Source organism: Pseudomonas silesiensis (assembly GCF_001661075.1).
Lineage (GTDB): Bacteria > Pseudomonadota > Gammaproteobacteria > Pseudomonadales > Pseudomonadaceae > Aquipseudomonas > Aquipseudomonas silesiensis.
Genome location: NZ_CP014870.1, coordinates 193,821 through 219,713 on the forward strand (window position 1 = coordinate 193,821; position 25,893 = coordinate 219,713).

Here is a 25,893-nt window from a genome sequence, read left to right on the forward strand (position 1 = left end):
AAAAGATATCCGGGGTAAACAATCAGGATAGGCCGGGTATAGTAACCCGCTATCACCCAGGAGCCGCTCATGCGCCAGAAACCCACCATCCTCGCCCGCGAGATCGTCGCCACCAGCCGTTTATTCTGCGTCGAAGCGTTGCAGTTGCGCTTTTCCAACGGTGTGGAGCGCACTTATGAGCGACTGGTCGGGAAGGGCGCCGGGTATGGCGCAGTGATGATCGTGGCGATGCTGGATGCGGACCATGCAGTGCTGGTCGAAGAGTATTGCGGTGGCACCGATGAATACGAGTTGTCCCTGCCCAAGGGCTTGATCGAGCCGGGCGAAGACGTGCTGGCGGCGGCCGAGCGTGAGCTCAAGGAAGAGGCCGGGTATGGCGCGCGGCAACTGGAGCATCTGACCGAGTTGTCGTTGTCGCCCGGGTACATGAGCCAGAAGATTCAGGTGGTACTGGCCACCGATCTGTATGAAGAGCGTCTTGAAGGCGACGAGCCTGAGCCAATGGGTGTGGACAAGATCAACCTGCGTGAATTGTCGTCGTTGGCGCAGAACCCGCGATTCACAGAAGGGCGTGCCTTGGCGTCGCTGTATCTGGCCCGTGATCTGCTGACTCAGCGCGGGGTATTTTTGCCATGAATTTCCCTCATCCGCTGATGGCGCCTGTGGTCGAGCTGGCATTGAAGGCCGGGGAATCGATCCTGCCGTTCTGGCGCATAGGCACCGCGGTGACCGCCAAGGCTGACGACTCGCCGGTCACTGCCGCAGACCTGGCAGCCCACCATCTGATTCTGGCCGGGCTGACCGCGCTGGATCCGACGATTCCGGTGTTGTCTGAAGAAGACGCCAACATCCCGCACAGCGTACGCGCTGGCTGGCAGCGCTGGTGGCTGGTGGACCCGTTGGACGGAACCAAGGAGTTCATCTCGGGCAGCGAAGAATTTACCGTCAACATCGCGTTGATCGAACAGGGGCGGGTGGTGTTTGGCGTGGTGTCGATGCCGACCAACGACCGCTTTTATGTCGGTGGCGCAGGGCTGGGTGCCTGGCGGGGCGACAAGGGGCGCGAGCCGGCGCCAATTCAGGTGCGTGACGTGCCCGCTACGGGCGAAGCGTTCACGGTCGTGGCCAGTCGTCGGCATTCGAGTCCGGAGCAGGAGCGTTTGCTGGCCGGGTTGAGCGATAGCCTGGGTGAGCTGCAATTGGCCAATATCGGCAGTTCGCTGAAGTTTTGTTTGTTGGCGGAAGGGGCGGCGGATTGTTACCCGCGCCTGGCGCCGACTTCGCAGTGGGACACGGCCGCGGCGCAGGGCGTATTGGAAGGGGCTGGCGGTGAGGTACTGGATTTGCGCGGTCAGCCGTTCTGCTATCCGGCGCGGGAGTCATTGTTGAATGAGTATTTCCTGGCGCTGCCGGCCAAGGCTGCATGGCGGGAAAAACTGCTGCAGCTGGCACGCTCCTGACGCGGACGAGACAACTTGCCCAAATGCCAGCCAGCTCCCACATTTGGTGTTGTGGCATTGCGATTTACCGGTGCAGAACGTACTGCCCGGTAAACCTCACCGCATCCTCCTCACTCCCCGCATTCACAACCCTTGAATGCAACGTCAACCGCGCCCGGCCATACCGCTCATACGTCGCCAGAAACTTCTTCCAGAGCGCCGCACTCGGCGCCTGGCAAATCGCGATGGCATCGCGGGTCACCGGCAGCGGATAGCTGATGTGCCCTTCCTGAATCACGATATGCCCGTCCTCGACGCCGGCTTCACGCAGGCGCAAATGCAGCCAGCCCCAACCGGCCAGCACCGCGCCGCAATACAGGCTGCCACCGAACATGGTGCTCTTGTGGTTGACGTTGGCTTCCAGCGGCAGGTGCAGGCGCAGTTGCTGGTCATGCCAGTCGAGTACTTTGAGACCCATGTCCCGCGTCAGGGGAATGTCGTGGTGAAGGATCGATTCCAGGTGACGGCTGTCGCGGTTCATTAACGGGCCTCAGGCATGAAGATGATGGTTTGACGATAGCTCAGTCGAGCTCCTCGTTGGTGGTGTGGGCCGCGCTGTCGGCGAAGTTCAGCCCGTGCTTGCGCAGTTTGTCGTGCAGGGTTTTGCGCGGAATGCCCAAGGCTTCGGCGAGGCTGCGCACGGAACTGTGAGAGCGTGCCAGTTCCGCAGCAATCAGGCTCTTTTCAAAGTGTTCAACTTGCTCGCTGAGACCGCCGCCGATCACCTCTACCGTACTGCCGGCAGCCGCGTCAGGCGCGCTGTTGTCCAGCGCAAGTTCCAGGCCCAGGGCAAAGCGTTCCGCAGCGTTCTGCAGTTCACGCACGTTGCCAGGCCAGGTGTGGCGCAGCAGCAGGGCACGTTGTGCCGGTTGCAGTTCATGGGGGGGCAAACCATGGCGGGCGCTGGCTTCATCGGCAAAATGCTGGAACAGCATCAGCGCATCTTCACCGCGCTCACGCAGGGGCGGAATGCGCAGCGGCGCAACGTTCAGGCGGTAATACAGGTCGGCACGGAAGCGCCCCTGATCGGCGGACTGGCGCAGGTCTTCCTTGGTCGCGGCGATGATGCGGATGTCCAGCGGGATCAGCTGGTTGCCGCCCAGGCGCTCGACCACGCGCTCCTGCAGCATGCGCAGCAATTTCACCTGCACGTCCAGGCTCATGCTTTCGATTTCATCGAGGAACAGGGTGCCGCCGTTGGCGAATTCGAACTTGCCGATCCGGCGCTTCTGCGCGCCGGTAAAGGCGCCAGGCTCATGGCCGAACAGCTCGCTTTCAACCACCGACTCGGCCAGGGCCCCGGCGTTGATCGCCACGAACGGACCGTTACGCCGACTCGAGAGGTCATGCAGCGCCCTGGCCACCACTTCTTTGCCGGCACCGGTTTCGCCGAGGATCAGCACATCGGCCTTGGTCGCCGCCAATGCCCCGATCTGTTCGCGCAGGCGCAGCATCGGCGCCGATTGCCCGACCAGTCGCGCGCTCAGCTCATTACGATCACTCAGCGCCAGACGCAGGCTACGGTTGTCCAGCACCAGTCGGCGCAAGGCCAGCGCGCGACGCACGCTGTCGAGCAGTGCGTCACTGGCGAAGGGTTTTTCCAGAAAATCATAAGCCCCGGCGCGCATGGCCTGCACCGCCAGCGGCACATCGCCGTGCCCGGTGATCAGCAGCACCGGCAGCTCCGGGTCCTGGGCGTGAAGCTCGGTCAGCAGTTCGATACCGTCCATGCCGGGCATCCGGATGTCACTGACGACCACGCCGGGCCAGTCGCGCTCCAGTTGCCCGGCCAGGCCCTTGGCTTCGGCGAGCGGCAGGATCTTCAGCCCGGCCAGATCCAGGGTCTGGCTCAGGGCCTGGCGCAAGTGGGGATCGTCGTCGATCAATACCACCTGGGTGCGGTTATCGATGGTCATGCACTTCGGTCCTCGGACGGTTGCAGGCTCACGCCCGGTGCGCCTGGGCGCAACTTCAGGGTAATCAGGGCGCCGCCTTCCTTGTGGTTGGAGAACGACAGTTCCCCGCCAAAGGCGCGCATGAGGGTTTCGCAGATCGCCAGCCCCAACCCAAGACCCTGGGTGCGGGTCTTGGTGGTGTAGAACGGCTCGCTGGCGCGACCCAGTGCCTCCAGGCAGAAGCCGGGGCCGTTGTCGCGAATGTACAGCGTGACACCGTCGGCGGTGGATTGGGCACTTATCCAGAGTTTACGCGGCGGGCCTTTTTCCGTCAGGGCATCGAGGGCATTGGCCAACAGATTGCCCAGCACCTGGCGCAGACGGGTTTCCCCGGCCTCAACCCACAGGGCGGCGGCCGGCAAGTCGCGGATCAGTTCGACTTCCATGCTGCGGCGGCGCTTGGCCAGCAGTGCCAGGGCATCGTCCAGCGCCGGTTGCAGGGCGACGCTTTCCGGGGCGTGGCGATCACGTCGGGCGAAGGCGCGCAGGTGAGCAATGATCGAGGCCATGCGCCCGGTCAGTTCGCTGATCAACTTGAGGTTGCCCCGGGCATCGTCGGTGCGCTGGTGGTCCAGCAGGACTTCGGCGTTCTCCGCGTAACTGCGGATCGCGGCGAGCGGTTGATTGAGTTCGTGGCTGATGCTCGCCGACATGGTGCCCAGCGCCGACAACTTGCCGGCCTGCACCAGATCGTCCTGGGCGCGAACCAGTTCCTGTTGGGCCTGTTCGCGCTCGAGCACTTCCTCTTTCAATCGTCGGTTGAGGCCTTGCAGGTCGCTGGTCCGCTCGGCGACCCGGCCTTCCAGTTCGTGCCGGGCCTTGGCTTCGAAAGCGATCCGCTCCAGGTAGTGACGTCGGCGCTGCATCATCAGGCCGAGCAACAGCATCAACACCAACAGTGTCGCGCCACCGATGGCGACCACGGTGCGCACCGGGCGATCGATCAGGGTTCGTGGGGCGAGGATGCTGACGTTCCAACCGGTTTCTTCGATCTGTTGGGTCTGAGTCAGCCAGGCGGCGGGGTTGAGATTCAAGGGTTTTGGATCGCGGGTCGGGTAGGGTTGAATCGCAATGATGGCCTTGCGTTCTTCTTCACTCAATGGCCGGGTCGAACGGAATCGCCACTCAGGCCGCGAGGTGATGATGACCACGCCGTTATGGTCCGTCAGCAGCAGTTGCTCCGGGGTGTTGCCCCAGAGGCTTTCGGTATGGTCCAGGTCAACCTTGACCACCAGCACGCCGAGAATTTTCTCGCCATTGCGCACTGCCGCGGCAAAGAAGTAACCGCGTTTGGCCGACGTGGTGCCCAACCCGAAAAAGCGCCCGAGCCGTCCAGCCATCGCTTCGCTGAAATAGGGCCGGAAGGAAAAGTTACGCCCGACGAAACTGTCGTGTTTATCCCAATTGGACGCGGCCAGGGTCTTGCCGGTGGTGTCCATCAGGTACATGACTTCGGCGCCGGTCTGGGCGCTGATGTTTTTCAGCAAGCGGTTGGCGTTGCCCTGGGTGACGCTATCGTCCGGTGCGCCGAGGACGGCTCGCAGGGCCGGCAGCTCGCCGAGGATCTGCGGCAGCACTTCATAGCGGTGCAGGGTGCCCAACAGGTTGGCGACGTAGAGATCGAGGGTCTGACGGTTCTGTCCGGCCAGTTCGCTGCGGTAATAGCGCTCTGCCAGATGCTCCAGCGGCCACAGCAATGGCGCCAGGCACAGCGCGAGCAGCGCCAGGCTGCGCCAGCGGGGTCTGCGAGGTAGGGTCGAAGTCATGAGCATCAAGCGCCTGTGGGTACAGGCGCATTATGCCTAGGCTTGCGGGCGCAGTCTGCGCGTCGTTGGGGGTTGCGTATCGGTCCCGGCAATGGCGATATAGGCGCCTGATAAAATTAAAGGGGTCGTTGTATGCCGCTCGCCACGTTGATTCATCGTGCCAGTTTGCCCAGTCCGCAAGTATCCATGGAGCAAGCGCTGGCGTTGCTTGAAGGGCATTACGGGCTGAGCGGCAGGTTGCAGGCCCTCGGCAGCCAGCAGGACCTCAACTATCGCGTTGACAGTGACCAGGGGCCATTCGTCCTGAAAATCTGCCGTGGCGATTATTCGGCGCTGGAGCTGCAAGCCCAGCATGCAGGGCTCAGGCATCTGGCTGGACATCCCGAGGTGCAGGTGCCGCGGGTTATCCCTGCGAACAATGGTGCAGATCTGCTGACCCTGGACGTCGGCGGCCAATCGGTGCATGTGCGCCTGCTCGATTTCATCGAAGGCCAGTCACTCACGCACCTGGATCATCTGCCCGGTTCGGTGGTGGCCGGGTTCGGTCGACTGTGTGGCGAAATGGCAATGGCACTGGCCAATTTCGACCATCCGGGTCTCGAACGCACGCTGCAATGGGACGCCCGGCATGCCAACGCGTTAATCGCCCATTTGTTGCCAATCATCAAGGACGATCGGCAACGCGCGCTGATCGCCGATGTGGCCGAACGTGCCGAGCGCCATTTACAGCCGCTTGTGGATAAGTTGCCGGTGCAGGCCATCCACATGGACATCACCGACGACAACGTGGTCTGGCAGCGTGATTCGCAACGCCAATGGCAAATGCGGGGCGTGATCGATTTCGGCGACCTGGTTCGCACCTGGCGCATCACCGATCTGTCGGTGACGTGCGCAGCATTGTTGCATCACGCTGGTGGCGACCCTTTCTACATCCTGCCGGCGGTCCAGGCCTATCACCGGGTTAATCCGTTGCAGCCTGCAGAGCTGCGGGCGCTCTGGCCGCTGATAGTCGCGCGGGCGGCGGTGCTGGTGCTCAGCGGCGAGCAGCAGGTCAGTATCGATCCGGGTAATGAATACAGTCGCGACAACCTGACCCATGAGTGGGAAATCTTCCGCGTGGCCACCTCGGTGCCGTTGGCGTTGATGGAGGCGGCGATTCTTGCCGCGGTCGGTCAGGGCCTGCCGGGTATCGACAGCGAAGGTTTTGCGCCGCTGCTGCCGGGGCTGGTGGGTCGTGAGTTTGCCTTGATCGATTTGGGCGTTCTCAGCCCGCATTTCGACGCGGGTAACTGGGAGCAGGCAGGAATCGACCAGCGTCTGTTGGCCGAAGCGGCTGCGACTCACGGTCTGGCGGCCAGCCGTTATGGGCAATACCGGCTGTCTCGCACCCGGCCGGACAGTGCCATTGAACCGGACACGTTCCCGTTGCACGTCGAGTTGCAAGTGCCCCATGGCTCTGCTGTGGAATCGCCGTTTGCCGGCGTGGTGCATCAGCCTGCGCCGAACCTGTTGCAACTGGACGGCCCGCAATTGAGCGTGCGGTTATGGGGCGTGACGCCGTCGCTGCACACCGGTGCGGCGCTGGTCAAAGGCCAGGTGTTGGGTTCGGTCAGCGGGCCGTTGGTGGTGCAGTTGTGCCGAGGCACATCGTTTGATGCGCCGCTTTTTTGCTCGCCATCGCGCGCCGCTGCCTGGCAGGCGTTGTGCCCGTCGCCGGCGGCGTTGCTGGGGCTGGCCTGCGATGCACAAGACGAACTCGATTCGGCGACATTGCTGGCGCGCCGCGACGCCAGCTTCGCCCGCACGCAAAAACACTATTACCTCGACCCGCCGCGCATCGAACGCGGCTGGCGCAACCACCTGATCGACATGCAGGGCCGGTCTTACCTCGACATGCTCAACAACGTCGCGGTGCTGGGCCATGGTCACCCGCGCATGGCCGCGGTCGCCAGCCGTCAGTGGTCGCTGCTCAACACCAACTCGCGGTTCAACTACGCGGCGATTGCCGAGTTCTCCGAACGCTTGCTGAAACTGTCCCCGGACTCCATGGACCGCGTATTCCTGGTCAACAGCGGCAGCGAGGCCAATGACCTGGCGATTCGCCTGGCGTGGGCCTACAGCGGCGGGCGCGACATGCTCAGCGTGCTGGAGGCTTATCACGGCTGGACAGTGGGCGCGGACGCGGTCTCGACCTCGATCGCCGACAACCCCAAGGCGTTGAGCAGCCGTCCCGACTGGGTACATCCGGTGACCGCACCGAACACTTATCGTGGCGAATTCCGCGGCGCCGGAAGTGCACCGGACTACGTGCGTAGCGTCGAACACAACCTGGCAAAAATCGCCGGGCAGAACCGTCAGCTCGCCGGTTTCATCTGCGAGCCGGTGTACGGCAACGCCGGCGGTATCTCGCTGCCACCGGGCTACTTGCAACAGGTCTACGGGCTGGTTCGCGCCCAGGGCGGCGTGTGCATCGCCGACGAAGTGCAGGTCGGTTACGGGCGCATGGGCAACTTCTTCTGGGGCTTTGAAGAGCAGGGCGTGGTGCCGGACATCATCACCATGGCCAAGGGCATGGGTAACGGCCAGCCCTTGGGCGCAGTCATCACCCGCAGGGAGATCGCCGAAGCGCTGGAGGCCGAGGGGTATTTCTTTTCGTCGGCTGGCGGTAGCCCGGTCAGCTGCCAGATCGGCATGGCGGTGCTGGATGTGATGGAGGAAGAAAAGCTGTGGGAAAACGCGCAGGTCGTGGGCGGGTATTTCAAGCAGCGTCTTGAGGGGCTGATCGATAGTCATCCGCTGGTGGGCGCGGTGCATGGGTCCGGCTTTTACCTGGGCGTCGAGCTGATTCGCAACCGTGAAACCCTGGAACCGGCGACTGAAGAAACCACGGCACTGTGTGATCGTCTCCGGGAGTTGGGCATTTTCATGCAGCCGACCGGCGATTACCTGAACATCCTCAAGATCAAGCCGCCGATGGTCACCTCGCGCCAGAGTGTGGATTTCTTTGTCGACATGTTGGCGAAGGTGCTTGCGGAAGGTCTGTAAACACCCGACCCCTGTAGGAGCTGGCTTGCCAGCGAAAAACGCCAAGGCACCGCGTTCAAGCAGAAAACACGCGTTATCGTTGACGGCCATCGCGAGCAAGCTCGCTCCTACAGGGGAGATGTGTAAGTCGATTATTATCGGTTTATTTTCCTGATAAAAAGACGGAAGGAAGTGATATGGCTTTTAAAGCCGATATTTATCGGATATAAAGTCGTCGTCGCCCCGGTGTGCCTCGCCACACCCGGTGCTCCCATTTCTGTCATCGGTCGACGCCACACTCGACCTTCAAGCATTTGCTCAGGAGCCGATTCATGAGCCGTATCGTTACCGTCGCCGCTACCCAGATGGCTTGTTCCTGGGACCTTGAAGCCAACATCGAGACCGCCGAGAAGCTGGTCCGTGAGGCTGCGGCCAAAGGCGCGCAGATCATCCTGATCCAGGAGCTGTTCGAGGCTCCGTACTTCTGCCAGAAGCCGAACCCGGATTACCTGCAACTGGCGACGACCGTTGAAGACAATGTCGCGATCAAGCATTTCCAGAAAGTCGCCAGGGAACTGCAAGTGGTGTTGCCGATCAGCTTCTATGAATTGGCGGGTCGCGCACGTTTCAACAGCATCGCGATCATCGATGCCGACGGCAGCAATCTCGGGATTTATCGTAAAAGCCACATCCCGGACGGCCCTGGCTATCACGAAAAGTACTACTTCAATCCGGGTGATACCGGCTTCAAAGTCTGGAACACCCGTTACGCGAAAATCGGTGTGGGTATCTGCTGGGACCAGTGGTTCCCCGAATGCGCCCGCAGCATGGCGCTGCAAGGCGCGGAAATCCTGTTCTATCCGACCGCCATCGGCAGCGAGCCACACGACAAGACCATTTCGTCCCGTGACCACTGGCAGCGTGTGCAACAAGGCCATGCCGGCGCCAACCTGATGCCGCTGATCGCCAGCAATCGAATCGGCAACGAAGAGCAGGACGGCTACGACATCACGTTCTACGGCTCGTCGTTCATCGCCAACCAGTTTGGTGAAAAAGTTCAGGAGCTCGACAAAACCGAAGAAGGTATTCTGGTGCACAGTTTCGACCTCGACGAGCTTGAGCATATCCGTAGCGCGTGGGGGTCTTTCCGTGATCGTCGCCCAAACCTGTATGGCGCGCTGAAAACCCTCGACGGTTCCCTGGAGTCCTGATCGCCATGACCACTTTGAACAGCACCCCTCGCGCTGATGGCTTTTACATGCCGGCCGAATGGGCACCACACACCCAGACCTGGATGATCTGGCCCGAGCGCCCGGACAACTGGCGCCTGGGCGGCAAGCCGGCGCAAGCCGCTCACGTAGCGGTGGCCAAAGCCATCGCGCGCTTCGAACCGGTGACCGTGGCGGTGTCCGCCGGCCAGTACGAAAACGCTCGCTCCCGTCTCGACGTACCGAATATTCGTGTGGTCGAGATGTCCAGCGATGACGCCTGGGTTCGCGACACCGGCCCGACGTTCGTGATCAATGACAGCGGCGAAGTCCGTGGAGTGAACTGGGACTTCAACGCCTGGGGCGGTTTCGACGGTGGCCTGTATTCGCCGTGGAATCGTGATTCGCAGGTCGGTGGCAAGATCCTCGAGATCGAGCGCAGCCAGCGCTACCGTACCGAGGGCTTCGTGCTCGAAGGCGGCTCGATTCATGTCGATGGCGAAGGTACGCTGATCACCACTGAAGAATGCTTGCTCAACCGCAACCGCAATCCGCACATGAGCCGCGCAGAAATAGAAGCGGTGCTCAGCGCGAATCTGGCTGTGGATAAAATCATCTGGCTGCCGGACGGGTTGTTCAACGACGAAACCGATGGTCATGTGGATAACTTCTGCTGCTACGTGCGTCCGGGGGAAGTGCTGTTGGCCTGGACCGACGACCCGCAAGATCCGAACTACCCGCGCTGCCAGGCCGCCATGAAAGTGCTGCAAGGCAGCACCGATGCCAAGGGTCGCCCATTCACGGTGCACAAGATGCCGATTCCGGGGCCACTGTATGCGACCGAAGAAGAGTGCGCGGGTGTCGATCCGGTGGACGGCACTCAGGAACGTAATCCGACGGTTCGACTGGCCGGTTCCTACGTGAACTTTCTGATCGTCAACGGTGGCATCATCGCGCCGAGTTTCGACGATCCATTGGATGGCCCGGCAAAAGAGCTGTTGCAGGCGCTGTTCCCACAGCACGAAGTGGTGATGGTACCGGGTCGCGAACTGTTACTGGGTGGCGGCAATATCCACTGCCTTACCCAACAACAGCCTGCCCCACACCAGGAGTGAGTGCGGTTGTAACAGCTTGAGTTACATACCAAATCGACCAGGCTAGGCATTTTCCCCGGCGCCTGGCAACGAGCCCGCAGCCCATCAGGACTGCGGGCTTTTTTGTCTCCGCCCATCGATGAGTCCGAGACCTTGGCACAGCTCTTGTATCTTTTCTGTTGTAAATCAAGGAGGGGAGGGCTGCGATGTTCTGTCATAAACCTTGGATAAGTTAGCCGCTCACGAACCAGGAGAGCGCGTGGAAATGAACGCCGAAGTGAATGTAGTGGGCGAGCGGGCGTTGCATCCCCTGGCGGTAAACAGCGAATCGCTCCAGATCCTGGCGCACTGGTTGAAGTCCAATGGAATGCGTTCGATCGAAGACACTGATCCGCGCCGGACGATGATCGAGCGCTACCCCGCTGGTTTGTTCAGCGAAGCGGAGCTGGAAGCGTTGTGGGATGTGATGGAAGGATAAAAGAACAACAAAGGATTGATAAAAGCGCTGCCGGGATGGCGGCGCTTTTTTATGGGTGAGAAGTTTTTAGGGTGTGGTTTTTATCTGTGATCGACGTTGATCTTAGACGTTATAGATCACGTCAGCCCGGAGTACGTGGTTCACCCGGAGGGATCTGCGCTGTAGTCGTTGCCAAATACATATTTTCAAATAGATAGTTTGTAACCCTTTATATGACTGATCGGCACGACTGCGTTGAAGGTAAAACGATTTAAATCGGACAGACAGTCACCGCAGATAAATCTTTTCTTCGACGATTTCCGCCTATTCACAGACGATTCATGAAATTGACACACTGTTGACGGCGCGGCTACGATTCGCCCAACGCCTGTGGCTAACCGCCATGACTCATAAAATTACAATAAGGCCCGCCGCGACTCGTCGTGGGCGGGCCTTATTGTTTTAAGGTGAAAAAAGAGCGCAAAAGCGCCATTTCAGCCGTTGGACACAGCGCGTACCAACCCGTAATAAGGAAAAGAACAAAATGTTGAACAAGCGAATCAGCCTGATCGCTCTGGGGATGTTGAGTGCCACACAGGCCATGGCTAACGACCAGGCCGAATCCAAGGGTTTTGTTGAAGACAGCAGCCTCAAAGTGCTGCTGCGCAATGCCTACATGAATCGCGACTACAAAGACGGCAACCCGGACAAAGCCGAATGGGGCCAAGCGGCCATAGGTACCTTCTCGTCCGGTTTCACCCAAGGCACCGTGGGTGTGGGCGTGGATGCTTTCGGCCTGTACGCATTGCGTCTGGATGGCGGCAAAGGTCGCAGCGGCGCACAGGGTATCGACTTCTTTAAAAAGGGCGACAGCGGCAGCGCGGCAAATGACCTGTCCAAGGGTGGGGCGGCGGTCAAATTCCGTCTCTCCAGCACAACGCTGACCTACGGCGACCAGATGCCGGCTCTGCCGGTGCTCAATTACGACAACTCGCGCCTGCTGCCGGAAAGCTACACCGGCACCCTGATCACCTCCAAGGAGATCAAGGGCCTGGAGCTGAACGCCGGTCGCTTCACCGCCGAATCGCGCAAAAGCGCGGAGGGCCGTGACAGCGGTGGCTTGAAATCGATCAACGTGCTGGGTGGTAGCTACCAGTTCACCGAGCAGTTCAAGGCAGCGTTGTACGCCTCCGACGTCGAAGACGTGCTGAAGAAGCAATACGTGAACGCCAACTATGCGTTCCCGATCGACAAGGATCAGTCCCTGAGCCTCGACTTCAATGGCTACCGCACCAAGCTGGACGATTCCTACGTCCGCGAAAGCGGCGCCACCGGCGATGACAACAAGATCTGGAGTCTGGCCGCCACCTTCGCCACCGGTCCACACTCGTTCACCCTCGCGCATCAGCGCAGCACGGGCGACAGCAACCTGGGCTACCCCTACGGCGGCTACCAGAAAGGTCAAGGTCGCGTCGGCGATGGCGGCAACACCATCTACCTGGCGAACTCCTACTGGTCCGACTTCAACGCCGAAGACGAACGCAGCTGGCAGCTGGGCTACGGTCTCGACTTCACCACCTTCGGTGTTCCAGGCCTGACCTACAACGTCGCCTATGTGCGTGGCAGCAACATCACCACGTCCACCAGCGAAGGCGGCACCGAGCGCGAAATCTTCAACCAGTTCAAGTACGTCGTGCAAAGCGGCGCGGCCAAAGACCTGAGCGTGAGACTGCGCAGCTCGGTCCTGCGCGTGTCGCAGAAATCCAGCGAATACAACGTCAGCGGCAACGAAGTACGGGTGTTTGTGGATTATCCGATCAACGTTTTCTGATGATCGGTTGCGGTATCGAGGCCTGATTCAAGGCTGAGGAAGAAAAAAGCCCCGATTGGTTCGGGGCTTTTTTGTGGGTGCGATTCAGAGCTCGGCGCTGTCAGAAATTTCCTAGCTATCACCGGCAAGCCGGGCTCCTACCAAAAGTGATCACAGCGCACATGTCGTCAAAATCCCGTTTCGGTAACACGTGTCGCCAACATGTCGTCCGCGGCGACATGTTCCCAAGACGTGTCGCAAAAAGTGGAAAATTGCGACACGTTAAGGCCTCATGTCTACACTGGCGACATGAGTGAAGCCTCTCTCTGCTCAAAAAACATACAAAATGATCAGGAACGCATCCATGACCGAACCGCTTCTGCCATGGCAGGCCGACAGGCCCTACAACCAACTGCCGCTGCTACCGCCAGCAATCGAGCTGGAAACACGTGCAGTCCTCAAAAAATGCATTGAGGCACGCACCGCGCTGGCCGAGTTGAAACAGGCAGCAGAGCTGATTCCGAACCAAACGGTCCTGATCAATACCATTCCCCTGCTGGAAGCCAAAGACAGCTCGGAAATAGAAAGTATCGTCACTACCACGGACTTACTGTTCCAGCATGCTCAAGATACTGAAAACCATGCGGACCCGGCGACCAAGGAAGCATTGCGTTATCGAACAGCGCTGAACCAAGGCTTTCTATCCTTGGCCCAACGCCCGTTGTCCACCAACACCGCCGTAGAAATCTGCCGCACCCTGAAAGGCGTGAAACTGGATATCCGCCGCACGCCAGGCACTCAGCTCGCGAATGACCGCACCGGTGAAGTCATCTACACCCCGCCCGAAGGGGAGGAGCACTTGCGCGACCTTCTCGCCAACTGGGAGCGCTTTCTTCACAACGAAACCGAGCTCGATCCCCTGGTTCGCATGGCTGTCGGGCATTATCAGTTTGAAGCGATCCATCCCTTTATCGACGGGAACGGTCGTACAGGACGGGTCCTCAACACCCTGTTTTTGATCCAGGAAGGCCTCCTGAACCTGCCGATCCTCTACTTCAGCCGCTACATCATTGCCTACCGTGCCGATTACTACCGGCTCTTGCTGGAAGTTACGACCAAACAAGCCTGGGAACCATGGCTGTTGTTCATGCTAAGCGCGGTAGAAGAGACCGCTCGCTGGACGACGGCCAAGATTGCGGCCATCCGTGCATTGTCCGAACACACCATGCAGTTTGTGCGTGAGCAACTGCCGAAAACCTACACGCGCGAACTGGTGGATGTGATTTTCGAGCAGCCTTATTGCCGTATCAGCAATGTGGTCGAAAAGAAAATTGCTCAGCGTCAGGCTGCATCTCGTTACCTGAAAGATCTGGTAGAGATTGGCGTATTGGAAGAGATTCAGGTGGGCAAGGAGAAGCTTTTTATCCATCCGAAGCTGATGCAATTACTCATTCGCGACAGCAACGAATTCAGGCATTACGTTGGTTGAGAGGTGATTTGTTGAACTCCAGAAAGCCCCGATCAATTCGGGGCTTTTTCATACATGCGATTCGCCTATGGAGCGAGGTTGCTGGCTCGGTTGTTACATGGTGCGTCGAGCACCTTCACCACATCATCGATGATCGCCTTGCTCATATCCTGCAAATAATGCGACGCCCAGGCATGCCGGTCGGTGTCGCGAACCATGGCGGCGTCTGATGCCAGAAGCTTGGCGACATGGAGCAGGTCGGAGGCGTGGGAGAGGGCCTGGATGACTGGGACACCGGCGTTGATGCGGAACAGCGGTTCGTTGGCGTGGTAGGAGAAGTGGGTGAGGCCGATGGTTTTCAGGTCTTGGGGGTTGGTCATTGTGCACCTCCGCTTTTTGGACGGTTGTGGACGTGAGCCTTTGTACCAGTAGCGAGAATTTGCAGTGGATTGCAGATATTCATAACGAGAACTCCGATTGGTTCCTGCATCGATTCGAGTTCTCAGGCCCGGTCGCTGAATTGGCAGCGACGGACTGAAGGTAGCTTGAGGGAGATGGATGCGCAATCGTGGCTAGGTGGTGGCGTGGGTTGGAGACCTGAGTGATTTTTATGCCTGGGCAATAATTATTGGCCAGCCATAGTTTGCATAACCCAAAGGCCTGCTGATGGCCTAGTCGACTTGCTGAAGGAGATATCAGGAATGGACGTTGAACTGGATCAGTTTCAAAAGGATTTATTGGAATCTGTACGCGAAATGAATGAGCGCCAAGCCCATCCTATCGCTGAGGTTAGGCCATTAATGCAGGAGCGATTTGACCCAAACATGTCGTCGTCTGCGACACGTGCTCATAACGTGTCGCAGAAATTGAAAAAATGCGACACGTAACAAAACGGACTACATCAGAAGGGGCTGAGTCCTACAGTAAAGTCGTACAACATCTAGCAGGCGTTAGCTTGTGAAATAACGATCTGAGGCGTGGCCCCGGCATCGTTGGACGGCAATGTAAAAGTGGCGCGAAAGCCCAGTTTATCCAGCATGTCCATCATTGCATCGATCGTGAATTTCTCGATCTTCCCAGTGGTGAGCTCTGAAATGCGTGATTGGGTCACGTTCAACCTGGTTGCGGCCGCACTCTGGTTAAGACCAAGGGTTTTGATGCAGTCAGTGATGAACACCGAAAGCTCCATCTTCAGCGCGATTTTACTGGCGACTTCTTTTCCATGCGTGACATGGAATGGACTGTCGAAAAATTGAATGGCCATGAATGTCTCACTCCTTTGAGTTATCTAAAATTTTCGATAAATGCAGGCTATTCGATTGATCCTTTATAGGCAAACGAGTAGTGCTTGCGCGACAGCATCCATTACACCAAGTAACTAATGATGTTCCCGCCCCCATCTTTATCCCCCGCAGCCAACCTCATACATTGAGCTCCAACACCTACCCATCACCCCGATGAGCAGGTCACTGGAGATCTTCCTCATGCCTTTCGTAAGCGTACGCATCACCCGCGATGGCGTTACCTCTGAGCAGAAAGCTCAGGTGATCGCTGAAATCACTGAAACACTGGAACGCGTGCTCAAAAAGGATCCGCACCTGACCCACATCGTGATCGAAGAAGTCGACACCGATAACTGGGGCTACGCCGGCATCACCACCACCCAATACCGCAAGCAACTGGCTGAAGGGGAGGGCAAGTCGTGACGCCGTCGGTCTCCATCGATTTCATCTCCGACGTGGTGTGCCCTTGGTGCGCCTTGGGTGCAACGGCACTGGAGCAGGCGATCGAGAAGGTGGCGGGTGAAGTTTCGGTCGAGCTGACCTACAAGCCCTTCGAGTTGAACCCGGACATGCCGGCGGAAGGCGAGAAAGCGGTCGAGCACTTGATGCGCAAATACGGGCGCACCGCCGAAGACGTCGCCGCTGGCAAGGCGATGCAGATCGAACGTGGCGCGACCATCGGTTTCACGTTCGATCTGGAGAAGCGCACGCACTTCTACAACACGTTCGATGCTCACCGGCTGATGGTGTGGGCGCTGCAGGAAGGGCGGCAGGTCGCACTCAAGAAGATCCTGTTGCGCGCTTACTTCACCGACGGCCAGAACCCGAGCGATCGCGAGACGCTGGTTCGTCTGGCCACTGAAGCAGGACTGGATGCGGCGGCGGCTCAAGAGGTGTTGGCGTCCGGAGCGTTCGCCAAAGAAGTGCGTGAGCTTGAAGCGTTTTACCACCAGCACGGCATCAATTCGGTACCGGCCATGATCCTCAACGGTCGTCATCTGGTGTCCGGTTCGCAGTCGGTCGAGTACTACGAACAGATGTTGAGACAAATGGCGAAGGTCCCCGCTGAAGCCTGATTACTTGTGTTTTCAAACCATCATTTATGAGTAGAGGTTCATCATGAGCAATTCGAAAAAAGTCATCGTTATCACTGGCGCCTCTCAAGGTCTCGGCGCAGGCATGGTCAAGGCTTTCCGTGATCTGGACTACAAGGTCGTCGCCACCTCACGTTCGATCAAACCGTCTACCGACCCGGATATCCTCACCGTGGCGGGCGACATCGGCAACCCGGAAGTCGCCCAGCAAGTGATCCGTGAAACGATCGAACGTTTCGGCCGCATCGACACCCTGGTCAACAACGCCGGGATCTTCGTCGCCAAGCCATTCACCGAATACACTGCTGAAGACTACGCCAATGTGCTCTCGGTGAACCTGAATGGCTTCTTCTACATCACTCAACTCGCGATTACCGAGATGGAGAAACAAGGCAGCGGTCACGTGGTGAACATCACCACGAGCCTGGTGGACCACGCCATCGACGGTGTGCCATCGGTACTGGCTTCGCTGACCAAGGGTGGCCTGAACGCGGCAACCAAATCGTTGGCCATCGAATACGCCAAGCGCGGGATTCGGGTGAATGCGGTTTCTCCTGGCATCATCAAGACGCCGATGCATGGTGAAGAAACTCATGAGGTGCTGGGGAATCTTCACCCGGTTGGACGCATGGGTGAGATCAGTGACATTTCTCAGGCGGTTGTGTATCTGGACAGTGCCAATTTTGTTACCGGTGAAATTCTGCACGTTGATGGTGGGCAGAGCGCGGGTCACTGAGATCTGATTTTCCAAACCCCAGAAACAACAAAGCCCTCGTATTTCTACGAGGGCTTTGTTTTGTATGGTGCCGGCACCAGGAGTCGAACCCGGGACCTACTGATTACAAGTCAGTTGCTCTACCAACTGAGCTATACCGGCGTGTTGGGCGACGATTATAGCGATTGGAATGGTTCTGTAAACCCCTGAATTCAGACTATTTTTGCGCAGGCGTCAGGCCAGGCCCGCGAGTGCTTGCGCGGGACTGGCCAAGGCAATTGCTTTAACGCCTCAGACGCCGTTCTTGACGGCGTTGATCAGGTCCTGGCTCAGCACCTGCGCGGGCGCCACTTGCACGCTTTGGGTGTAGAACGGCGGCAGGTTCTGGGCCAGTGTCGACAAGGTTTGTGCGGTGGTGTTGCCCGGCAGCAAGACGTATTGCAGGTTGGACGGATAGCTCTGTGGCACCGGGCCTTCCATGGTCGAGCCGTAGGCGCCGAAGGTCATCACGGCCTGCGGTGTGGTGGGGTCGGGGGCGTAGAGGAAGACGAAGGTGCCGTACTTCGGATGGGTCAGGTATTGCTCGGCCTGGGCGCGAACGGTCGGGTCGGGGTCGTTCATCAGGGTCCAGCGCAGGAGGGCGTAGTTGCGGGTGGTTTCCATGAAGGCGGTGCGAATCGGTGACAGATTTTCGACGCCGGCCTGGCACACCAGCAGGTTGCCGAACGGGTCGATGAGGGCTACCGAGTTGAATACCGTGCCTTGCTGCGCGGTCTTCAATAGCGCCGGGGCGAGTTCTGCGCCGGGGTCGCGGGGGTTGGCGGATTGGACGGTCAGGGCGCACGGGCTCAGTGCGGTCAGTGCCTGGCGCACTTTGCTGTTGGCCGGCAGGTTTGCCGGGTTTTGCAGTTGATCCGGCGGCAGGCCGCTGTTGTTGCTGGCTTCGCGCACGGTGTTGACGCTGGCGGAGAAGATCGAGCTGGTGAGGAAGTAGGCCGCCGAATCGATGGTCTCGCCACCGAACACCGGCCTGTTGGAGCCCTGATAGGCGCGGCTGACCGGCGCCGCAATCGCGTAATAGCCCCAAGTGTCTTGCGCCTGTTGGCGGATCTGCGGCGGTAGCGACGGGAAGTTGAATTGGCTGTTGTAGTTGATGCCGGCGTAGTCATCGATCGCACTGACGGCGACGTTGAAGCCTGCGGTCAGCAGCGAACCGGCGCACATGGCGCACGGGTCCAGCGTAGTGACGACGGTCAATTGGCTGGGGGGCGGCAGGTTCAGTGGCGCGACGTTTTCGTAGTACCAGTCCACCAGTTGTCGTTCACCGTGGGCGGTCGGGTCATGGGGCAGGAAGTAGGTGGTGCCGCTGCCGGGAAAGGGCATCAGCACGTTGTTATGCAGCGCGGCGATGACTTCACCGGTGGCATTGTTGATGATGGCGCCGCCCACGGCGAAGGTTTGCTGCAGCGCCGCCTCGATGGCCTGGTTGGCGACGGTATCGACGGCTTCCTGTGCACTGTTCAATGTGCTCATGTTTTTCCCAGCTCCTTGCTGATTGAGCGTCAGACAATTCTGGCGCTTGGCAAAGATAGTTGAGGATTTGCGGGGTGGTTATGTTCATTTGACGTAGCGCTTATGCACAACGGGATCTTTCCTGCACCTGTTTAGAGGCAAAATTGCGGATCCGTTCTCGTTTGCTCGCAAATGCCTGTTTTACAGGTTTTTTTACGGGTGTACGAAATTTGAACAGTTGTGTTTCAGTCCCGAAACAGCCGGATATATTGGATCCATGAAAACTTCATCCACAGAGTTATCCACAGGCTGAGGCGTTTATGAGCGCTCTGCGAGAAGCAGGAAATTGCGCGGCGTGAGTGCGGTTTCACAGAAGGTGCCAAGGCGAACGGTGTATGCCTGCTCGGAGAGGAAAAGTGCCCGATCGAGGTTCAGCCACAGTTCTAATGGGCGTCGGAAAAGTCCGCGCAGCAACTCCAGGTTGCGCACTTCGGTCAGCCGCTGCCATCCGGCCGCCTCCAGGGCTGACCAGTCCTGCTGTCCGATTGTGGATAAGTCTTTAAGCGCGGCCAAATGATGGCAGTATTCGGCGAAGGATCTATCCAGCCAGGCACTGGGCAGGGAAGGGGTGGGCAGGTATTCGTCGATGCCGCGCAGTTGCCGTTGCAGCAAGTCGAAGGCCAGGCGTCGGGCCATTGAGGTGTCGCGCTGGCGTCGGACGCGGGCGCCAGCGGTGACGGTTTCGCTCATCGGCAGCGAAAGATCATCGAGTGACAGCCGCAGGTTGGCGTCCTGGGCCGCGACGGATAACGGCTGATACTGGCTGACACTGATCCGGTTGTAGCAGCAGGGCGCGATGGCCATCTGTTTGCAACCTGCGGTACTGGCGAGCTGCATCAGGCGCACATGCAGATCACCGCAGGCGTGCAGCGCTACTGGCGTGATTTCCGCATTCAATAAGGCGGCGACACCCGGCGCGAGTACGTCTTGCTCGACATGAAGCGCATGCAGTTGATGGCGCTGGCTGAGGGCCTGGCCGCTGGCGATCAGTGCCGGGTCGTATTCCAGGCAGGTGAGTTGTTGGCCGGGTCGCAGCAAGCGTCGCCCCAAATGGCCCTTGCCAGCGCACCAGTCCAGCCAATGTCGCGGGGGAGAGGCAAAGGCGAGCCGACTGGCGAACGCTTCAATTTGCTGCCATTTACGCCCTGGCACATCGACATTCAGGCGATGTCCGGCCGTTTCAAGCGCATGGGCCGGCAATTCGCCTACCGCACTCAGATCAAGGGACAATCGTGCAAGGGTTGCAAACGGCTCCGGCGCATCCAGCAAACAGGGTTGGTTATGGCTATTTTCCGCCTCTTCCAGCGACCGCGTCCGTAGCCAAAGCGCCAACTCCGGGTAGGACGTTTCCCAGGGAAGTTGCAGATGAGTAAACGGCCGAGGTTTCCAGAGCGCCTGGTGCTCGACCAGAAACGCATCCAGCGCCGCGAAACGGGCGAGCAAGTCCTCGCCCGTCAGCACGCGGGCATCAGCGCCCCTGGCAGGCATCGACGCGCAGCCAGCGCTCCAGCAGCTTGAAGCCGCGAACCAGCACATAAGCCATCAGCAGGTAGAACATGCCCGCGGCGAAGAAGATCTCCACCGGCAGATAGGTCCGGGCGATGATGGTGCGGGCCATGCCGGTGAGTTCCAGCAGAGTCACGGTGCTCGCCAGGGCACTGGCCTTGAGCATCAGGATCACTTCGTTGCTGTAGGCCGGCAGGCCGATACGCGCGGCCCGGGGCAGGATGATGTAGAACAGCGCCTTGGCCCGGGACATGCCCAGCGCCCGCGCCGCTTCGATCTCGCCCGGTGGAATCGCCTGGATCGCACCGCGCAGGATCTCGGCGATGTAGGCGGCGGTGTGCAGGGTCATGGTCGCGGTGGCGCACCAGAACGGATCGCGCAGATACGGCCACATGGAGCTGTTACGGACCGCGTCGAACTGCGCCAGGCCGTAGTAGACCAGGAACAGCTGAACCAGCAGCGGCGTGCCACGGAAAAAGAAGATGTAGCCGTAGGGAATTGCCCGCACGTACCAGCGTCGCGAAGAACGGGCGATGCCCAGCGGAATCGCCAGCAACAACCCGGCGATCACGGCAATAGCTACCAACTCGAGGGTCAGGGTCGCGCCCTGGGCCAGTTTCGGTAGCCACTTGATGATGACTTCCCAGTTCATTGGGTGCTCCTCGCGAAGCCGCGAGCGGCGCGTCGTTCCATAAAGTGCATACCGGTCATGGCCAGAATGGTCAGGCCCAGGTACATGAAGGCGGCCACCATGTAGAAGGTGAACGGTTGCTTGGACACGGTCACGCCGATCTGTGCGTGACGCATGATTTCTTCCAGGCCGATGACCGACACCAGTGCGGTGTCCTTCATCAGGATCATGAACAGGTTGCCCAGACCCGGCAGGGCGATGCGCCACATCTGCGGCATGATCAGCCGGGTGAAGATGCGAAACTTCGACAGGCCCAGTGCCATGCCGGCTTCACGGTGACCTCTGGGGATCGCCAGAATCGCACCGCGGAACACCTCCGTGGCATAGGCGCCGAAGCACAGCCCCAGCGCAATCACCCCGGCGGCGAAGGCGTTGAGTTCGAGATCGGGGTTGCCGAAAAACTCGCCCAGGGCACGCATCAGGTTGACGGTGCCGAAGTAGATCAACAGCACCCAGAGCAATTCCGGGATGCCACGCACCAGGGTCGAATAGGTACCGCCAAGCCATTGCAACGGCTTGTAGGGAGAAGTCTTGGCCAAGGCGCCGAGCAGACCGAGCACCAGCCCCACGCACAAGGCGCAGAGTGCCAGTTTCACAGTCATCAGCGCGCCAGCGGCGAGCGCCGGGCCGAATCCGTAGAGATCGATAGTCATGGATGTCTTTTCAAATCGCGGCAGGCAATGCCAGGGACGGGCGCCGTCAGCGAACGGTGCCCGTCAGGCAAGTCAGGATCAATAGATGCTGAACGGGAAGTACTTGTCGTTGATCTTCTTGTAGGTGCCGTCAGCGACGATTTCTTTCAGGGCGGTGTTCAGCCTGGTGCGAATTTCGTCACCTTTACGTACCGCGATACCGATCTTGTCGCTTTCTTCCACCGGGTCGCCCTTGAATTCGTAAGAGCGGCCGGCGTCGCTTTTCAGCCATTCGTAGTTGACGTACTTGTCGGCCAGGATGCCGTCCAGACGACCGGAAGTCAGGTCGAGGTAGGCGTTTTCCTGGGTGTCGTAGAGTTTGACGTCAACGCCTTCCATGTTGTCTTCAAGCCAGGTGCCGGCGAGGGTCGCACGTTGGGCGCCGATCACTTTGCCTTGCAGGGAATCCTTGTCGGTTTTGAAGTCGACGTCTTTCTTGGCGATGAATTGCAGTTTGTTGGAGTAGTACGGGTCGGTGAAGTCCACCGCTTGCTTGCGCTCGTCGGTGATCGACATCGAGGAGATCAGGAAGTCGAACTTCTTGGCGTTCAGGGCCGGGATGATGCCGTCCCAGTCGGACGTGACCACGGTGCACTCGACTTTCATCTTGGCGCACAGGGCGTCGCCGATTTCCTTGTCGAAGCCGACGACATTGCCACTGGCATCTTTGTTGTTGAATGGCGGGTAGGCCGCTTCGATGCCCATCTTCAAGGTCTCGGCGGCGGCACCGGCGCTGAAGGCCAGGGTGACGGCGGCAGCCAGGAAGATCTTTTTGTAGTTTTGCATGTGGGTAGCTCCGTTAGCGGTTGCTGGACATGAATTGTTTGCAACGTGCCGAAAGCGGGTTTTCAAACACCTGCTGTGGCGATCCTTGCTCTTCTACCAGGCCCTGGTGGAGGAACACCACTTCGCTGGAAACCTGACGGGCGAATCCCATTTCATGGGTGACCAGCAACATGGTGCGGCCTTCTTCGGCCAATGCACGGATGACATTAAGTACTTCCTGGACCATTTCCGGGTCAAGGGCGGAAGTGGGTTCGTCGAACAGAATCACCTTGGGCTGCATCGCCAGTGTGCGGGCGATGGCCGCGCGTTGTTGCTGACCACCGGAGAGTTGCGCGGGGTAGGCGTGGCGCTTGTCGGCAATGCCGACCTTGGCCAGCAGGGCTTCGGCGACTTCGATGGCTTCGGCCTTGCTTTGGCCGAGCACGCGGCGGGGGGCTTCGATGATGTTGTCGAGCACGCTCATGTGCGGCCACAGATTAAAGTTTTGAAACACAAAACCGATCTCGCTGCGCAGACGATTGATCTGCTTGCTGTCGGCAGCGACGAGTTCGCCGTTCTTCGCAGCCTTGAGCTTGAGTTCTTCTCCGGCCACCAGGATCTGGCCCTGGTGCGGGTTTTCCAGCAGGTTAATGCAGCGCAGGAACGTAGACTTGCCGGAACCGGACGAACCCAGGATCGAGATCACATCGCCGTCGCGGGCGGTCAGCGAGATGCCTTTGAGCACCTCAAGCTGTCCGTAGCGTTTGTGCAAGTTGCGGATTTCAAGCGCGGGCGCGGCCTCAGCCATGTGCGTTCCTCATAATGTTTCGCTCCTGCTGTTGGTGGCCTTCCTGGCGAGGCGGCCAAGCTAGCATAGCGTCTGAACGGCAGCCAACAGCGCTGCGAGCGGTAAACGGGTGGTGTGTGGCAGGTTGTCGCATCGGTGCAGCAGACTGTCGCGCTGCTATCAACCGAACAACCGTTTGAACCCTGCTTCTACGTGAAAAGTGCGGTGGGTCCCGCAAAAAAGGGCGCGATGTTGCCAGCTTTGACCGGGAGGTGGAAGCGCTAACCGCCCAAACGTTGCGGATCTGCACTTTTAGTGTGCGTCACCTCTTTTTCGAGTGTGTTTCCGGTGCGCTGTTTCGTTCTTGAAATGGGTCGCAGGGTAACGTTCTGGCGAAGTGCCATGCATATCAATGACTTGCGATAACTTCGCACTCTCGCTACAGGCCCCGGATTTGGGGAGTTTGTAACATTTTGGCGCAATTATTGCGTGCAGAATAAGGAACGCTCCGTTGGTTTCTTTTTACAAGAAGGAACGTCCGACGGGATGTACGCATTCGCTTTTCCTTACAAAGGTAGTTTCAATGAGCAGTTCCCCAAGCTCCAATGGCCTCGAACAGGGGCTCAAACCGCGTCATGTGACCATGCTGTCGATCGCCGGGGTTATCGGTGCCGGCCTGTTCGTCGGCTCCGGCCACGCCATCGCCGCGGCAGGCCCGGCTGTGCTGTTGGCCTACGCGGCCGCCGGTACCCTGGTGGTGCTGGTGATGCGCATGCTCGGCGAAATGGCTGTCGCTTCACCGGACACCGGCTCCTTCTCCACCTATGCCGATCGTGCGATCGGTCACTGGGCCGGTTTCACCATCGGCTGGCTCTACTGGTGGTTCTGGGTGCTGGTCATCCCGCTGGAGGCCAACGCCGCCGCAACCATCCTGCATGCCTGGTTCCCCAACGTGGCGATCTGGGCGTTCACCCTGGTCATCACCTTGCTGCTGACAGTGACCAACCTGTTCAGCGTGAAGAACTACGGTGAATTCGAGTTCTGGTTCGCCCTGGTCAAAGTCCTGGCGATCATCGGTTTCATCGTCCTCGGCGTTCTGGCGATCTTCGGCTTCCTGCCGACCAGCCAGGTCAGCGGCGTCTCCCACCTGTTCGATACCCAGGGCTTCCTGCCCAACGGTATGGGTGCGGTGTTGGCCGCGATGCTGACGACCATGTTCTCCTTTATGGGTACCGAAATCGTGACCATCGCGGCCGCGGAATCGAAGAACCCGGGCCAGCAAATTTCCAAGGCCACCAACTCGGTGATCTGGCGGATCGGCTTGTTCTACCTCGTGTCGATCTTCATCGTCGTGGCGCTGGTGCCCTGGAATGACCCGGTACTGGCCGCTGTCGGTTCCTACCAGACCGTGCTTGAGCGCATGGGCATCCCGAATGCCAAGCTGATCGTCGACATCGTGGTATTGGTTGCCGTGACCAGCTGCCTGAACTCGGCGCTCTACACCGCCTCGCGCATGCTGTTCTCCCTCGGCAAGCGCGGCGATGCCCCGGCCGTGTCCACGCGCACCAATGGCAGCGGCACGCCGTACTGGGCCGTCATCCTGTCCACCGCCGCCGCCTTCCTCGCGGTATTCGCCAACTACGTGGCGCCAGCCGCGGTGTTCGAGTTCCTGCTGGCCAGCTCCGGCGCCATCGCGTTGCTGGTGTATCTGGTGATCGCGGTTTCCCAGCTGCGCATGCGCCAGAAGCGCGTGATTGCCGGTGAGAAGATTGCCTTCCGGATGTGGCTGTTCCCTGGCCTGACCTACGCGGTGATCGTGTTCATCGTCGGCATCCTGACGATCATGCTGTTCCAGGAAGCCCATCGCGTGGAGATCCTGGCGACCGGTCTGCTGAGCCTGTTGGTCGTGGCTACCGGTTTGCTTGTGGCTCGCCGTCGCAAGCTGCAGAAGCTGGGTGCGGTGGTGCTGAACTGATTCGTACCCTGTGACGCAAAACGGCCGCTGTCAGTGATGACAGGCGGCCGTTTTTGTTTTTGAAGGGGAGGGCGGTTACTCGCCCTTTTCTTCCTGCGCATCCAGCGTCTGGCGATAGCTGTCCAGCGCTTTGCCGAAGTCGGTGATGAATTGTGGATCGGTCAGCCAGGCCTGGGCCGCATCGCGATCCATGCCGTCGGCCCACATGCGGTAGTCGATCAGCATGTCGGCAGCCAGGTGGGTGGCGGCCATGGCTTCGTTGTCGGCGTTTTCCATGTCCAGCAGGTCTGGATGGTCGCTGATGATGTCGGCGAGGTTCGACAGCAGGGTCTGCAGCATGACGTCGCGGCTGGTGGCTTCCGCGTCGCGCATTTTGCTGAACATCGCCAGGGTGTATTCCGGGATCGGCTCGCCGATCTCGCCCAGGTCATCGTCCAGTGCGGCAGGTTTTCGGCCGTGGATGTTGATTTGTCTGGCTTTGATCTTGGCGCGTTTGGCGCGTTTCTGTTGCTTGTTCAGGGAGGCCATGGGA

General features: G+C 59.4%; 25 protein-coding genes and 1 tRNA gene. 13 read left to right on the forward strand and 13 right to left on the reverse strand.

The window, feature by feature from the left end; all coding sequences use genetic code 11:
* The first annotated feature begins 69 nt into the window (after positions 1-69).
* Together nudE and cysQ are read left to right on the forward strand one after the other, a co-directional pair.
* Complete coding sequence (gene nudE, locus PMA3_RS00895; RefSeq protein WP_064675408.1) at positions 70-636, forward strand: ADP compounds hydrolase NudE; 567 nt, start codon at positions 70-72, stop codon at positions 634-636.
* Positions 633-1,460, forward strand: a complete 828-nt coding sequence (gene cysQ, locus PMA3_RS00900; RefSeq protein ID WP_064675409.1) for a 3'(2'),5'-bisphosphate nucleotidase CysQ — start codon at positions 633-635, stop codon at positions 1,458-1,460. Before nudE ends, cysQ begins: the two co-directional genes overlap by 4 nt.
* A gap of 64 nt (positions 1,461-1,524) precedes the next feature.
* Here the strand turns inward: cysQ and PMA3_RS00905 are convergent, their stop codons facing one another.
* From PMA3_RS00905 to PMA3_RS00915, 3 genes are read right to left on the reverse strand one after another with little or no spacing between them, the layout of a single operon-like run.
* Entirely contained in the window at positions 1,525-1,980 is a 456-nt protein-coding gene (locus PMA3_RS00905) for a thioesterase domain-containing protein (RefSeq protein ID WP_064675410.1), read from the reverse strand.
* 40 nt (positions 1,981-2,020) lie between these two features.
* Complete coding sequence (locus PMA3_RS00910) at positions 2,021-3,415, reverse strand: sigma-54-dependent transcriptional regulator (protein WP_064675411.1); 1,395 nt, start codon at positions 3,413-3,415, stop codon at positions 2,021-2,023.
* Positions 3,412-5,220, reverse strand: a complete 1,809-nt coding sequence (locus tag PMA3_RS00915; protein ID WP_064680591.1) for a sensor histidine kinase — start codon at positions 5,218-5,220, stop codon at positions 3,412-3,414. The genes PMA3_RS00910 and PMA3_RS00915 overlap by 4 nt, the downstream gene beginning before the upstream one ends.
* A 132-nt stretch (positions 5,221-5,352) precedes the next feature.
* Here PMA3_RS00915 and PMA3_RS00920 point away from each other — a divergent pair, with 132 nt between their 5' ends.
* The 6 genes from PMA3_RS00920 to fic all read left to right on the forward strand — a co-directional run bounded on the left by PMA3_RS00920 (position 5,353) and on the right by fic (position 14,302).
* A complete protein-coding gene (locus PMA3_RS00920) occupies positions 5,353-8,265 on the forward strand; it encodes an aminotransferase (protein ID WP_064675412.1) in 2,913 nt (970 codons plus the stop codon).
* Between the two features lie 311 nt (positions 8,266-8,576).
* A complete protein-coding gene (aguB, locus tag PMA3_RS00925) occupies positions 8,577-9,455 on the forward strand; it encodes an N-carbamoylputrescine amidase (RefSeq protein ID WP_064675413.1) in 879 nt (292 codons plus the stop codon).
* Between the two features lie 5 nt (positions 9,456-9,460).
* A complete protein-coding gene (gene aguA, locus PMA3_RS00930; protein ID WP_064675414.1) occupies positions 9,461-10,567 on the forward strand; it encodes an agmatine deiminase in 1,107 nt (368 codons plus the stop codon).
* 244 nt (positions 10,568-10,811) lie between these two features.
* Positions 10,812-11,024: a hypothetical protein gene (locus tag PMA3_RS00935; protein WP_064675415.1), complete on the forward strand. Its 213-nt coding sequence runs from the start codon at positions 10,812-10,814 to the stop codon at positions 11,022-11,024.
* Between the two features lie 523 nt (positions 11,025-11,547).
* Positions 11,548-12,834 (forward strand): OprD family porin, encoded by a 1,287-nt coding sequence (locus tag PMA3_RS00940; protein WP_064675416.1) that lies wholly within the window; start codon positions 11,548-11,550, stop codon positions 12,832-12,834.
* Between the two features lie 343 nt (positions 12,835-13,177).
* Positions 13,178-14,302, forward strand: a complete 1,125-nt coding sequence (gene fic, locus PMA3_RS00945) for a protein adenylyltransferase Fic (protein ID WP_064675417.1) — start codon at positions 13,178-13,180, stop codon at positions 14,300-14,302.
* Positions 14,303-14,367: 65 nt separating this feature from the next.
* Here fic and PMA3_RS00950 read toward each other — a convergent pair whose 3' ends face one another.
* Positions 14,368-14,661 (reverse strand): DUF3077 domain-containing protein, encoded by a 294-nt coding sequence (locus PMA3_RS00950; protein WP_064675418.1) that lies wholly within the window; start codon positions 14,659-14,661, stop codon positions 14,368-14,370.
* 321 nt (positions 14,662-14,982) lie between these two features.
* Between PMA3_RS00950 and PMA3_RS00955 the strand changes: the two genes are divergently transcribed.
* The gene (locus tag PMA3_RS00955; RefSeq protein ID WP_064675419.1) at positions 14,983-15,168 is read left to right on the forward strand and encodes a hypothetical protein; all 186 of its coding nucleotides are present in this window, start codon (positions 14,983-14,985) and stop codon (positions 15,166-15,168) included.
* Positions 15,169-15,221: 53 nt separating this feature from the next.
* Here PMA3_RS00955 and PMA3_RS00960 read toward each other — a convergent pair whose 3' ends face one another.
* Positions 15,222-15,545 carry a helix-turn-helix domain-containing protein gene (locus PMA3_RS00960; protein WP_064675420.1) on the reverse strand — a complete coding sequence of 108 codons (324 nt, stop codon included), beginning with the start codon at positions 15,543-15,545 and terminating at the stop codon, positions 15,222-15,224.
* 220 nt (positions 15,546-15,765) lie between these two features.
* On the opposite strand from PMA3_RS00960, the gene PMA3_RS00965 reads away from it, so the two are divergent.
* Genes PMA3_RS00965 through PMA3_RS00975 form a run of 3 tightly spaced genes read left to right on the forward strand, consistent with a single transcriptional unit; the run spans position 15,766 to position 17,394 of the window.
* Positions 15,766-15,987: a tautomerase family protein gene (locus tag PMA3_RS00965; protein ID WP_064675421.1), complete on the forward strand. Its 222-nt coding sequence runs from the start codon at positions 15,766-15,768 to the stop codon at positions 15,985-15,987.
* A complete protein-coding gene (locus tag PMA3_RS00970; RefSeq protein ID WP_064675422.1) occupies positions 15,984-16,640 on the forward strand; it encodes a DsbA family oxidoreductase in 657 nt (218 codons plus the stop codon). Before PMA3_RS00965 ends, PMA3_RS00970 begins: the two co-directional genes overlap by 4 nt.
* 43 nt (positions 16,641-16,683) lie before the next feature.
* Entirely contained in the window at positions 16,684-17,394 is a 711-nt protein-coding gene (locus PMA3_RS00975; RefSeq protein WP_064675423.1) for an SDR family NAD(P)-dependent oxidoreductase, read from the forward strand.
* A gap of 65 nt (positions 17,395-17,459) precedes the next feature.
* Here the strand turns inward: PMA3_RS00975 and PMA3_RS00980 are convergent.
* The 7 genes from PMA3_RS00980 to PMA3_RS01010 form a co-directional block, all read right to left on the reverse strand.
* A tRNA-Thr gene (locus tag PMA3_RS00980) sits at positions 17,460-17,535 on the reverse strand.
* Between the two features lie 129 nt (positions 17,536-17,664).
* Positions 17,665-18,906, reverse strand: coding sequence for a nucleoside deaminase (locus tag PMA3_RS00985; protein WP_064675424.1), 1,242 nt, complete (start codon positions 18,904-18,906; stop codon positions 17,665-17,667).
* Positions 18,907-19,203: 297 nt separating this feature from the next.
* Positions 19,204-20,433, reverse strand: a complete 1,230-nt coding sequence (locus tag PMA3_RS00990; protein WP_064675425.1) for a methyltransferase — start codon at positions 20,431-20,433, stop codon at positions 19,204-19,206.
* A complete protein-coding gene (locus PMA3_RS00995; RefSeq protein ID WP_064675426.1) occupies positions 20,414-21,103 on the reverse strand; it encodes an ABC transporter permease in 690 nt (229 codons plus the stop codon). Before PMA3_RS00995 ends, PMA3_RS00990 begins: the two co-directional genes overlap by 20 nt.
* Positions 21,100-21,795 carry an ABC transporter permease gene (locus PMA3_RS01000; RefSeq protein ID WP_064675427.1) on the reverse strand — a complete coding sequence of 232 codons (696 nt, stop codon included), beginning with the start codon at positions 21,793-21,795 and terminating at the stop codon, positions 21,100-21,102. Before PMA3_RS01000 ends, PMA3_RS00995 begins: the two co-directional genes overlap by 4 nt.
* A gap of 78 nt (positions 21,796-21,873) precedes the next feature.
* Positions 21,874-22,620 (reverse strand): ABC transporter substrate-binding protein, encoded by a 747-nt coding sequence (locus PMA3_RS01005; protein ID WP_064675428.1) that lies wholly within the window; start codon positions 22,618-22,620, stop codon positions 21,874-21,876.
* 13 nt (positions 22,621-22,633) lie between these two features.
* The gene (locus tag PMA3_RS01010; RefSeq protein WP_064675429.1) at positions 22,634-23,407 is read right to left on the reverse strand and encodes an ABC transporter ATP-binding protein; all 774 of its coding nucleotides are present in this window, start codon (positions 23,405-23,407) and stop codon (positions 22,634-22,636) included.
* Between the two features lie 562 nt (positions 23,408-23,969).
* Here PMA3_RS01010 and gabP point away from each other — a divergent pair.
* Positions 23,970-25,361, forward strand: coding sequence for a GABA permease (gabP, locus tag PMA3_RS01015; protein ID WP_064675430.1), 1,392 nt, complete (start codon positions 23,970-23,972; stop codon positions 25,359-25,361).
* A 75-nt stretch (positions 25,362-25,436) separates the two neighbouring features.
* Here the strand turns inward: gabP and PMA3_RS01020 are convergent, their stop codons facing one another.
* Complete coding sequence (locus PMA3_RS01020) at positions 25,437-25,889, reverse strand: hypothetical protein (RefSeq protein ID WP_064675431.1); 453 nt, start codon at positions 25,887-25,889, stop codon at positions 25,437-25,439.
* Positions 25,890-25,893 lie beyond the last annotated feature (4 nt).